The following is an 11,670-nucleotide window of genomic DNA, read 5'->3' on the forward strand; positions in this document are numbered from 1 at the left end:
CCTCAGTCGTAGTTGACCCATTTTTTCTGAAACGCAAACTGCAGGCCGGTCAAGACCAAATTGATGACGAGCAGCACGTCCACGATCGCCGCGCCGTAATTTTGATCGTAGTAGACGAACGCATTTTGATAATACGCATAGACGAGCGAACGTACGGCGGGAAGCGCGACGTTCGTCTTGCCGATGAGCAAATAGATCGAGTCGAAAATTTGCGTGGCGCCGATCATGAGCACGACGGACGTAAAAAACAAGGTCGGCGTCAAGAGCGGCAAAGTGATATAGCGGAACTTGCGAAACCGGACGGCCCCGTCGATCTCGGCCGCCTCGTACAAGGCTCTCGGTATGCCCTGCAGGCCTGCAAGAATCAGCAGCATGTTAAAGCCGATGGCGCCCCACACCCCGACGATCACGAGCGCGTACATCGCGAACTTCGCATCGGATATCCAGGCCACGTGAGTGCCGAGCACATAGTTGATCAGACCGTAGTCGCGGGCGAACAGCACGACCCATACCATGGCGGCCGCGGCGGGCATCGTCACCTGGGGCAGAAAGAAGATGACCCGGTAGGCGGATAATCCGCGGATCTTGGCATTGAGCAGAACGGCGAAGAAAGTGGAAAGAACGAGCGTGAGCGGCACGAACAAAACCGTGTAATAAAGCGTATTCCGAAGGTTGCGCCAGAACTCATGATCCTTGAACAGCTTTTCGTAGTTCGCAAAGCCGACCCAGTGGTTGACGAGTCCGAAATTCTCGGATTTCAGAAAGCTCAGATAGATCGAATAGACAGCCGGCCAACTCCAGAATAAGACCGTACCGAGCAAGGTAGGTGCAATCATAACATATGCCCATACATACCTGCTTCTCGAATTCATGGCCTACCTCCCCTGATTCATCGAAGGCATTCCGCTCCCGGAATGCCTTCGATTCCTTCCCATGACAGCCGCAACGGCCTTACTTGTTGTCCGCGATCGCTTGATTCATCATGGCCGCCACTTGTTTGGCGCCCTCTTCGATGGAAATGTTGCCGCCCCATGCTTGCGCCATGATTTCCGACTCTTTCGGGAACCACACCGGATACGCTTTGGAGCCGGCCGGATATGGCGTTGCGTCTGCGGCTTGGTCGATAAATACCTGCAGGTTCAGATCCGGCTTCGACTGCACCCATGCCGCCTGCGTGTCTTTGTAGGCCGGAATCGCCGCGCCCATCTGCGCCGTAATTTCCGCCGCTTTTTGCGAGCCCAGGAATTTCAGGAACTGCCAAGCTTCGTCCTTGTGCTTGCCCGAAGCCGACATGACGTTGCCGAGACCGTTGATGATGTCGCCGCGCTTAACCTTGCCCTTCGGCAGCTTCGCCCAGTTCCACTTGCCCTTGATGATGTCGCTGCCGTCGATGTCGGTCGTTCTCCAGTCGCCTTCGAAGATCATGGCGATCTTGCCGGACTTGAACATCTCCGTGGAGTCCGTGTCCGTCATTTGCTGATGGCTCGGAGATGACTTGTCGAGAATCATTTGGTAGCGCGCTTTCAGTGCTTCGATGGAGGCCGGATCGTCGTAGCCGGATTTCGTGCCGTCTTCGGAGACGATATAGCCGCCATTGGCGAGCATGTCGTTCCAGTAGCCGCCTTGCGTATCCATCTTGGCCGCGAAGCCGTAGATGCCTTTATCCGGCTGGCTCAGCTGCTTAGCCACTTGCGCCAGCTTCGCATAATCCCACGTATCGTCCGGGTACGGAATGCCCGCTTGGTCGAACATCTCTTTGTTATAGGCCAAGCCGATCGTATCGAAGTCTTTCGGAATCGCATAGTTTTGACCGTTGAACACATAAATGGAACCGAGGTTCGCCGCATAATTGTTCATGTCGATCTCCCCGGCCTGCACCTTGTCGGTAATCGGCTCGAGGAAATTGCCGGATGCGTATTTGACGAATTGACCGCTGTGCATCCAGAACACGTCCGGCAAGGTGCCGGCCGGAGCGGCCGCCGACATCTTCGTCCAATATTGATCCCAAGGAATGACTTCGACGTTGACCTTGATGTTCGGGTTTTGGGCGGTAAATTCTTTGGCGATCGCTTCCATCGCCGGCTGCTGCAGCTGATCCCAGATGGCATAGGTCAGGGTAACGTCTTTCTTCGGAGCGTCGGAAGCCTTGCCGGCCGAGGCGCTTGAGCTTGCGCTGGCCCCGGTGCTTCCAGATGCGCTTGCCGAGCTGCCGTTGTTCGAATCGTTGCTGCCGCAGCCTGCCAACGCCATGGCCGCGACGACGGTCAGACTCATGGCGGATACCCACGTTTTTTTACGAATGACCACTGTATTTCCCCCTTGTTTCATAATGAGACGGCAATGACCCGAAAAAATTTGCATCTTTTTTTCCCTTCATTGCCTCACAGGATGTCCCCTGCGCATTCATCATAAGGCATGAGACGACGGGGTTGAAATGCCACATTCTTAAGATTGAAGCCCTAAAATTAAGATCGGCTTTTCAAGCGCGGTGTTACCGTACATAATGTTTTCGAGGCAAAAAAACGAAGCTTATGCGCAAATATTTGCATCAAGGGGAGAACACTTTATGAAAAGAAAACCGTCGCTTGCCGTAATCGGCGCTGGCGCGAGGGGGCTTCTCAGCTATGCGCCCTACCTCAGCCAATTTCCCGATGAAGCGGAGATCGCGGCCGTCGCCGAGCCGAACGGGCAAAGAAGGAACGCGTTCGCCGAAAAGTTCGGCTTGCCCGGCGAACGCGTCTTCACGTCGTGGGAACAGCTCTTCGACCAGCCCCGCATCTGCGATGCGCTGCTCATTTGCACGCAGGACCGAATGCACTTTGAGCCGACCATGGCCGCCTTGCGGAAGGGATATCACGTTTTATTGGAAAAGCCCATGTCGAACGATCCCGCGGAATGCCTCGCGATGACCGAGAGGGCGCGCCGGTCGGGCCGTCTGCTTACGATCTGCCACGTCTCCCGCTATATTCCGTTCTGGAAGCGGATCAAAACGCTCATCTCGGAAGGCGCCATCGGAGAAGTCATATCGATTCAGCATAACGAGAATGTCGGATACCTACATTACGCGCATAGCTTCGTCAGAGGAAATTGGCGGATTGCTTCCCTCTCCAGCCCGATGATTCTGGCCAAATCGTGCCACGACATGGATCTGATCCGCTGGCTCGCGGACTCGGATTGCGTTCGCGTCAGCTCTTTCGGGTCTTTAAGCCATTTCCGCCCGGAACAAGCGCCGGAAGACGCAGCCGATCGGTGTACGGACGGATGCGCGGCGGAAGCGGCTTGTCCTTATTCCGCCGTAAGATTCTATTCGCAGGACTTGGAGGCGAACCCTTACGCGGCGCTCATCGCCGATCCGCCGACGCTGGAGAACCGAATGAATGCCGTCTTGACGGGTCCTTACGGCAAATGCGTCTATCGGACGGACAACGACGTCGTCGATCATCAGGTGGTCAATATGGAATTCGCGAGCGGCGCGACGGCGATGTTCAGCATGTGCGGATTCACGCGCGACACCAACCGCATCGTGCAGATTATGGGAACCAAAGGAGAGATTCGCGGGGACTTGCTCAAGGAAGAAGTCGATCTGTTTGAATTCGCCGGAGGAACGCGCACCCTGTTCCGGACGCCAGGCGGCGAAGGCGGCCATCACGGAGGGGACGCGGGCGTCCTGCGCCAATTCCTGTCCGACCTGCGCGAAGAGCGCTTCGCCGGCTCGCTCACGTCGGCGGAAGCTTCGCTCGAGAGCCATCTGATGGCTTTCGCAGCCGAAGTCTCCCGTCTGCGCCAAGGCGAGGTCGTCGATTTGCGGAGCTTCCGTTCTTCGCTGGCTGCCGCCGCCATGAGCTGAATTCAGGCTACTGCAGATTGTTTTTATATTCCTGGGGCGTCATCCCGTAATGGGTCTTGAACAGCTTGATAAAGTATTGAGGCTTCTGGTAGCCGACTTCCTGCGCGATCCGATTGATCTTGACGTCCTTCTGCTTCAGCAGCTGCAGGGCTTTATCCATCCTCACGCGCAGGACGTAGTTCGAGAAGTTGTCTCCCGTCTCGGTCTTGAATAGATTCGAGACGTAGACCGGGTGCAGATGTACGTGATCCGCCGCCGATTGCAGCGTCACGTCTTTGACTTGTTCGTTGACGAACCGGATGACGCGGTGGATTACATCGTTGCGGAAGCTGTTGGACAAGCTTCCGCTGTAGGATTTCAATTGCCGCAGGGTCTGAAAGGACCATTCCCGCAAAGGCTCGATGCTCCAGCCGGCATCGAGCTTCAGCATCTTCTCGGCCTCGCGTCCGTAGATGTCGGAGAACCGTTTCCCCTTCTTATGAACGTAATAAGAAAATGCCTGCATGATCGTAAGGTACGCCTCGAATACGTGCTCCCTCGTTTTGTTTTCCCGCAGCTCCAATTCCTCGAATACCCTGCTCATCTTCTCTTCCGCGGCGCTCCACTGCTCGACCTCCAGCAGCTGCATGAACGAGGGGCTTAAATACAGCTCGGACAACGGGCGGATTTCTTTCATGCTCCGCTCCTGCAGATCATGAAAGAAGCTCTCCGTCTGGAAGTCGATATAATCCGTAAACAAGGACAGCGACTGGCGATACACCGCGGACACCTCGTGAGGAAACGAGCTCCAACGGCTCATCACGAGCGATACCTTGATTTTCAGGAATCGCTTGATCTGATGCTGCACGAGCCGGGCCAGCCTCTCCGCTTCCTCCATCCCTTCCTTCTCGGAGCTTTCGGACGACTGCTTCGGACGGATCAGGAAGACCACGTAATCGTAATCGTCCTTGCAATGCCAAATCTGATAGCGCGGCGAGAAAATCTCGTCCGCGATGTTCGTAAGGGCGTATTCGAGCAGCGACACGCTGTACAGATCCGTCCCGGCAAAGTCTTCTTCGATGCGCATGACCAGCATGAGAAACGGATGCGGGTCGTCGAACGGCAGCTCGTACAGCTTCAGCTTGCCGCGAAGCTGGGACATCGGCGGCGTCTTGCCCGCGAGCAGATCCTGAAGCAGCGACTCCCTCAGCTTCGGCAAGCTCTCCCGGAACAAGTATGCCAGCTTCTGCTGATTGACCAGCATGTCCCCTTCCCGCTGCAGCTCGCCGATCAAGGCGCGAATCGCGCTCTCGAGCTCTTCGTTCGAGACGGGCTTCAACAAATAGTTGAAGACGCCTTGGCGAATCGCTTCTTGCGCATATTGGAACTCGTCGTACCCGGTCAGGATGACCGACTTGATCCTGGCCCATTTTTCCTTCACGACGGAGACAAGCTCCAGTCCGCTGATCCCCGTCATCTGAATGTCGGTGACGATCAGGTCGATGCCGTGATATTGCAGCAGCTCCAGCGCTTCTTCCCCGGAATACGCCTTATGAACCGCCGAGATGCCCATTTGCTCCCAAGGCAGGGCGTTCGCCAAGCTGTCCACCAAATGCGTATGATCGTCCACGATCAAAATTTCGTACACGCCCCGTACCTCCTCTTCGTCGTTATTGCGGTTCGTTGTCCTGCACCTGCCAAATCAGTTCCGCGCACAATCCTCCCCATTCGGACAGGCCGAGGGAGAGCCCCGAGCCCTTGCCGAACAGCAGCATCAGCCGCTGGTGCACGTTCTGCAGGCCGGAATCGATCTGATCGCTCGGCGCATTGCGAATCTTGGCCTGCAGCGCCTCCAGCTGCGCCGGCGCCATGCCCGGACCGTTGTCCTCGACCGAGAGCCGCGCGATCCCGGACTCCTCCAGGCTCCCCCGGATGCGCACGGCCCCGTACCGCACCGGCTTTCGGAACGCGTGAACGATCACGTTCTCGACCAGGGGCTGAAGCGACAACCGGGGGATTCGCATGTCCAGAATGGCCGGATCGATATCGATTTCGTACTCGAAATCGTCCGTCAGCCTGTTGTGAATGTCCAAATAATTCACGATCAGTTCCAGCTCTTCCTGCAAGGTCGCCAAGCTGTTGCTGAGCTTGGTCGTGTACCGGTAATACTTGCTCAAGTTCATCGTCATCGATACGGCCGCTTCCTTCTCCTCCAGCTCCACCATGCTTTTGATATACGCCAGCGTGTTGTAGAGGAAATGCGGATTGATCTGCGACTGCAGCTGCTTCACGTTCGCTTCCTTCGTCCGGATCTGTTCCTTCAGCACGTCCTCGATCAGCTCTTCGATTCTCGAAGCCATGGAGTTGAACCGGTCGTATAAGTAACGGAATTCCCCTTTCGGAGGATTTTTCATGCGGCTCGTGTAGATGCCTTTCTCGATAAAGTTCATCCCTTGCATCAGCTTGCGGAACGGAATGCGGATGCTCCGGTACAGGATAAAGCCGAGAATGCACGCCATGAACAGCATCATGCCGCTGATCGCATAGAACGTCATCTGGTTCCGCTTGATCGGCGCCATGATGGTGCCGATCGGCACGTAGTCCACCAGGTACCAGCCCAGCGGCTTCACCATCTCCATGTGCACCTGGTAGGCGCCGTCGCCCGTGCGAATGAGAAGGGGCTCGAAGCTTCCTTCGGCGCCGTCCGGGTTCAGCTCGGGCAGCATCTCCCGAATCAAAGCTTGATTCGCCGTATAGTTGTAGATCGGAGAATAACCCGGCTTGTATAGAAAAGGATCCTCCAGCCCGTTGCTCTTCATCTCGGACAAATCGCTTTTGATCTCGCCTTCGTCCACTTTCGCGACGACCGTCAGGTCCGCCTCTTCCTCCTTGGCGTTTTTGGCCGGATTGGATATCGTTTCGATAAAATAGGCGTCGCCCTTCGGATTCGCCCGATAGCTCCAGAACTCGTCTTTGTCCGGAAGCGAGTCGGGCATGGCGCCGAGACTGGAATTGCTCTTGATCACCATCCCCGTCTTCGGATAGACGACCGCGATGATGCCCTTCCAGCCCCCGTAACCCGCCAGCCGGTTGATCTCTTCGGAGACGGTTTTCAGGGTGCGAAAATGGAGCAGATCGTCGCCCAGCAAATCCGGATACGCCAAATTGCGGACCTCCGTGCTTTCATACAGCATCTTCTGATAGGAATCGAATTGGGCGAACATTTGACTGAGCTGTCCGACGAACGTCTCGACCTGCGTGCGCTTCGCCTTCACGATTTCCTTCGTCAGCACGCGGGAGCTCGTATGGTTGGAATAAGCGTATAAGGTAATGATCGGGGTCAGAAGAAGCAGCAAAGCGATCACCATATTCGTGAATATGCTGGATTTCACTTTGATTCCTCCCGATCCGCGGAGAGAGATTGACCGGCCCGAAAAGCCGCATACTGCCTTTGCAGCTCGTCCCAAACTTGACCGTAACCGGCCTTCTTCAGCGCGTCCATCGCTTGGCCGAATTGCTTGTCGTAGCTGACGATTCCGATATTGATCGGAACGAACTTCTCGTTGTAGACCGCCAGCACTTTGGCGTACTCGTTCTTCACCGGCTCCGGATTGAAATGGAAGCCGAACAACCGGGAGACCTTCGCGTTATCGTCGTTATGCATCATATCCCGCACGACGGAGTCGTCGACATTGGTCGTCGGCATGAAATAATTTTTGTTCCGCCACATCCACTCGTACATGAACTGGTCGTTGGTCAGCAGCTTGATCTTGCCGTTCTCGATGCGATAATCTTTGCCTTCCACGCCGTAGATGATGAAGTTGTAATGCTCCTTGCTCTGCAGGATCCAATTCATGAACCGCATGGCGCGTTCCGGGTGAGAGGCGTTCTTCGGGATCATATACGCTTCATTGGAAGGAGCCACGATATATTTCGGCTTGTCCGGGGCCAGATAATACTCTCTGAGCTTGGCATCGGGGTCCGCATTCTGCACCGTTTGCAGGTTCTCCATCGCCCGGGATACGGCGCCGACCCGGAACAGCAGCTTGCCCGCGTCTTCCTGATCGATGTTCGCGGCGAGGTTGCCGGCGAGCTGCTTGTCGATCAATCCCATGCCCACCCATCGTTCCCGCACCTGAGCCACCTTCCGGTACAGATCGGATTCCAGATAATCCACGAGCCCGCCGGTATTCTCGTTCACGGCGAAGATCTGATTCTCGTCCAGGAACGTGAGCGGCTGGTCCGACAGCTCCCGCCATAGCGCGTCTTGGCCGCGGTCGGTTTCCAAATACCCGTAATAGCTCGGATCCGCGGCGTGCATGCGGGAGTAAAACGCTTCCAAATCTGAGATCGATTGAATGCTTTTCATTCCGACCGACTCCAGCAAATCCTGGCGTACCATGACCGACGTGAATTTTCCCGCGGAGGTGAACGCCTGGGAAGGAATCGCCCACAGCTTGCCGTCGATCTCATCCAGCTTAAAGTTATCTTCCGGGATACGGGCCGTCAGATCCTTGCCGTATTGTCGAAGGAGCGTGTCGAGCGGCTGGATGTAGTTCTTCGCCTTGTAATCCGATACGAACGGCGTTCCGTACCAGAACAGGTCGTAGTTCTCGCCGGTAGCCAGCGCGAGTTCGATCTTGGATTGGTAGTCCGACCAGGGAATATACGTCAATTCCAGCTTCATGTTCAATTCTTTCTTCAACCGCTCGTTCAGCTCGTTATCGACGAATTCCCGCATGCGCGCCGATTCGTCGCCCGGCATGATCATTCTTAACGTCACATAGGGCTGCGGCACGTTCGCGGAGTCTCCATCGGCCGAGGCGTCATCGCCTGTCGCGCCCTTGCAGGCAGAGATCAGCACAGCGAATGCAATCAGCAGCCCTAACGCAAAAATAGGTTTCTTTCTCTTCACGATGCGTGCCTCCCCGATTGCCGATCGACAACTTCAACATACCACGGCTTTTCCAAAAAATGAACCTCCGGCGCGAAATACCGAGCCGGAGGCGAGATCGACCGGGGTTACGGAAGAAGGAGCGTCTGACCGGGGTAGATCAGATTCGGGTCGGGCAGACGGTTCAATTGCTGCAGCCGCTGCCACGTCGTGCCGAGCCGAGCGGCGATCTTGGACAAGCTGTCGCCGGGACGAACGACATACTCCTCCTTGCTTTTGCCGCCGGCAAGCGACACGCTGCCCAGAGCGAGCCATCCGTCCGCGCCTTGTTCCGCATTGGCGAACCGAAACGGAATTGCTTTGGAAGTAACGGCGCCAAGCGGGTTCACGACGCGCATGTAAATGTCGTATTTGCCGTTCGCGAGCTCTCCGTTGTTCAGCAGACTCTGGAACGCCTTGCGGTTGACGTTCTGCCCTTCGTCGGGCAGGATGCCGCCGATCTTCCAGTCCGTCTTCCAGGTCTTGACGGTCTTGCCGCCGGACTTGGCCGCCAGCTCCACCTGCCAATCGTAGTAGAACGGGGCGACGCCGCGGTTCTCGATCTCGACGCCTACCTTCAACTGGCCGCCGGTGCCGTCCAAATAGGCTTTCGGCACGTCATACTCATACCCCATGCGGCGAGATCCTTCCAACGCCCGCTTCAGCGAATCGCCGCTTAACGGAACCTGGAACACGCCCTGGTTCAGCAGGAACGACACATGCGTAAGCTCCAGGCTTGCGTAATAGTCCTCGCCCTGATGGCCGTCGATCGGATGTTCCGGATCGTTGTATTGCGGAGGATCGTTGTTCCACATCGGAACCTGAATTTCCGGACGCATCTCTCCGCCCATCGGCTTCGTTTTCCAGAAATCCGTATCGCCCGCGGTAAGGACTCGGCCCCAGAAATGCCAATCCTGCCCTCCCATGCTTAACGGCAGCGTCTCGAAGGCGAAGGAATCGTCATGATAGCCGATGTCGAAGTTTTTGGTTTGATAAGTGTCGTTCGAAGCCGGATAGCGGACGAGCAGCCTGGTCTTGTCGAACGCCTGGTCCATCTCTTCCAGTACATGTTCTTGATTTTGCTCCGAGGGCATGAGATTCGGCTGGCGCACCGGCTCTCCCTTATCGTCGGTCAAGCCTTTGCCGTTCGCATCGGTGACGGGCTCCCAGCCGTCGTACGGATAGGTATGCCATTCCCCCCAGAACCCGATGAGTCCGACCATGATGAACCCGATGCGCGGATCGCCGTCGTAACGTTTGCCGAGCGCGGCAATGAACGTCCGGAACGCTTCGTTCAGATTCGGATCGTCCCAATCCGGCAGCAAGCTCGACGCGTGCGTGCCGTTGCCGTAATCGCTGTAAGTACGAGTTTTCAGTCCCCCATCCAGCAAGAATTGGGGAATGCCCGTCGGCTTGTCGGGATAGTCCACGTAGAAACGAAACACCGCTTGATGGCCTCTTGCCGCGATCGCATTCAACTGCTTGTCGACATCCGACCAATCGAACTCATTCGGCCCCTTCATGACGGCGTTCAGCGGCTCGTAGAAATACTCCATGCTGTAGGGCATCTGAGACGCGCGATTGCGCCAATCGTCGCCCGTCTTGTAAAATCCGTCGGTTCCCGCATCCAAATAAGGCATGAAGCCCTTCAGCGGATTGCCGATCGGAGCCGGTGCGTAAGCGAGCTTGCGGATCTCTCCCGCCTTCGCCCAAGACGGAGCTTTCGGGGCGCTCGCCGCCGGGTGCGCGCCGCCGTCCTGGCCTCCGGAGGAGACGCCGCCGCCTGCCGCCGTTCCGTAAAAGCCGATATCGTCAAGATGGATGATATCTCCTTCGTTCGCGGAAGGATTGTACCCGAATTGAATGCCGGTCAACTCGTTTGGCTTAAGCGGAGCGGAACACTTCGTCTGATCGTTGCCGCACTGCCAGGAAGCCTGGTTGAATTGATCCCAGGCCATGCGAACCTCCCCTTTGAAGCCGGCCTCCACATGCAAGGAGCCGCCGTTGAAGGGCAGCGTCTGCCAATCCCCGCCGTCCGCTTTCGCTTGGGCCGAGCCGGTCAGCTTGAAATTGAACGCGCCGTTCGGTTCGTCCGTCTTGAGTTCCATTCCCAGATCGAGAGGGCGGTCCGACGATTCGTTGTACAACCGGAAAGCAACTCCTTCGAACGCCGATCCGTCCCGGTTCGCTTCCGCGATCGGATGCAGGATGTTGGCCCATGTCGCGGACGAATCGAGGATCGACAGCTTCATGCCTTTCCCGCCGTCCGCTTGATCCAGAGCAATGCCCACCGAATTCGGCACATCCGACCAATCCAGCTTCCAAGCCGCCTGCAGCGCCGCATCGTCCGCATACGATTCGAAGTCGTCCAGCACCGTCGGCGCGGGACCTCCCGCCGCATCGCCCGGGGAATCGGCGTTCGAGATCGGCGCCGCCCAAACGACGGCGAGCGAAAATGCCAACCCTCCAATCGAAAGCGCCTTCATTTTGGGAAATCTCATTTCCTCTTTTGCCTCCTTGGCTGATCTGCAATTTGATTAGGGAAAATTTTTGCTTCTTTTGTTCAAAAATTATATTAGCATAGGGCCTGCCCGATTGCATCAAGATTTGCTCTCCAAACCTTCTTATTTTTCGATATTTTTCGCTAGGAAACAAAGATTCCTGCTTGAAATTAAGGAAATCCGCATCTTGCGCGACCGGCAAAAGCATCCTATAATTTGAAATTAGTTGCGCAACTTTTTGACTTCAAGATTATCCCCATCCCTCTCCTGCCCGCTTTGCATCCACACGAACCGACCTCATCTCATCGCCGACAATCGAATGCATACGCACGGACGCCATGACAGCTTCTTTTGGAAAGGAGGTGGTTTCATCGCGCTTACTTTGCTTTGAGCCAAGTTTCTCATTCTGA

7 protein-coding genes are annotated in these 11,670 nt (G+C 56.2%); 1 reads left to right on the forward strand and 6 read right to left on the reverse strand.

What is annotated here, in order from left to right; all coding sequences use genetic code 11:
• Window positions 1-2 precede the first annotated feature (2 nt).
• Window positions 3-872 carry a carbohydrate ABC transporter permease gene (locus H7C18_RS27445; RefSeq protein WP_185132329.1) on the reverse strand — a complete coding sequence of 290 codons (870 nt, stop codon included), beginning with the start codon at window positions 870-872 and terminating at the stop codon, window positions 3-5.
• 79 nt (window positions 873-951) lie between these two features.
• Entirely contained in the window at window positions 952-2,307 is a 1,356-nt protein-coding gene (locus tag H7C18_RS27450) for an ABC transporter substrate-binding protein (protein WP_337913912.1), read from the reverse strand.
• A gap of 259 nt (window positions 2,308-2,566) precedes the next feature.
• Here H7C18_RS27450 and H7C18_RS27455 point away from each other — a divergent pair, with 259 nt between their 5' ends.
• Window positions 2,567-3,847, forward strand: coding sequence for a Gfo/Idh/MocA family protein (locus H7C18_RS27455; RefSeq protein ID WP_185132330.1), 1,281 nt, complete (start codon window positions 2,567-2,569; stop codon window positions 3,845-3,847).
• Between the two features lie 7 nt (window positions 3,848-3,854).
• Here the strand turns inward: H7C18_RS27455 and H7C18_RS27460 are convergent, their stop codons facing one another.
• The 4 genes from H7C18_RS27460 to H7C18_RS27475 form a co-directional block, all read right to left on the reverse strand.
• Window positions 3,855-5,474, reverse strand: a complete 1,620-nt coding sequence (locus H7C18_RS27460; protein WP_185132331.1) for a response regulator — start codon at window positions 5,472-5,474, stop codon at window positions 3,855-3,857.
• Window positions 5,475-5,496: 22 nt separating this feature from the next.
• Window positions 5,497-7,218 carry a histidine kinase gene (locus H7C18_RS35860; protein ID WP_185132332.1) on the reverse strand — a complete coding sequence of 574 codons (1,722 nt, stop codon included), beginning with the start codon at window positions 7,216-7,218 and terminating at the stop codon, window positions 5,497-5,499.
• On the reverse strand, window positions 7,215-8,741 hold the full coding sequence (locus H7C18_RS27470) for an extracellular solute-binding protein (protein WP_185132333.1): 1,527 nt from the start codon (window positions 8,739-8,741) through the stop codon (window positions 7,215-7,217). Before H7C18_RS27470 ends, H7C18_RS35860 begins: the two co-directional genes overlap by 4 nt.
• Window positions 8,742-8,848: 107 nt before the next feature.
• Window positions 8,849-11,260 carry a LysM peptidoglycan-binding domain-containing protein gene (locus tag H7C18_RS27475; protein ID WP_185132334.1) on the reverse strand — a complete coding sequence of 804 codons (2,412 nt, stop codon included), beginning with the start codon at window positions 11,258-11,260 and terminating at the stop codon, window positions 8,849-8,851.
• Window positions 11,261-11,670: the final 410 nt, after the last annotated feature.

Origin of the sequence: Cohnella zeiphila, assembly GCF_014212055.1 — a bacterium.
Taxonomy (GTDB): domain Bacteria; phylum Bacillota; class Bacilli; order Paenibacillales; family Paenibacillaceae; genus Cohnella; species Cohnella zeiphila.

Excerpts from the sequence above, each read along its gene's own strand:
- H7C18_RS27445 (WP_185132329.1), bottom strand. The coding sequence starts at position 872 with ATGAATTCGAGAAGCAGGTATGTATGGGCATATGTTATGATTGCACCT.
- H7C18_RS27455 (WP_185132330.1), top strand. The coding sequence starts at position 2,567 with ATGAAAAGAAAACCGTCGCTTGCCGTAATCGGCGCTGGCGCGAGGGGG.
- H7C18_RS27475 (WP_185132334.1), bottom strand. The coding sequence starts at position 11,260 with ATGAGATTTCCCAAAATGAAGGCGCTTTCGATTGGAGGGTTGGCATTT.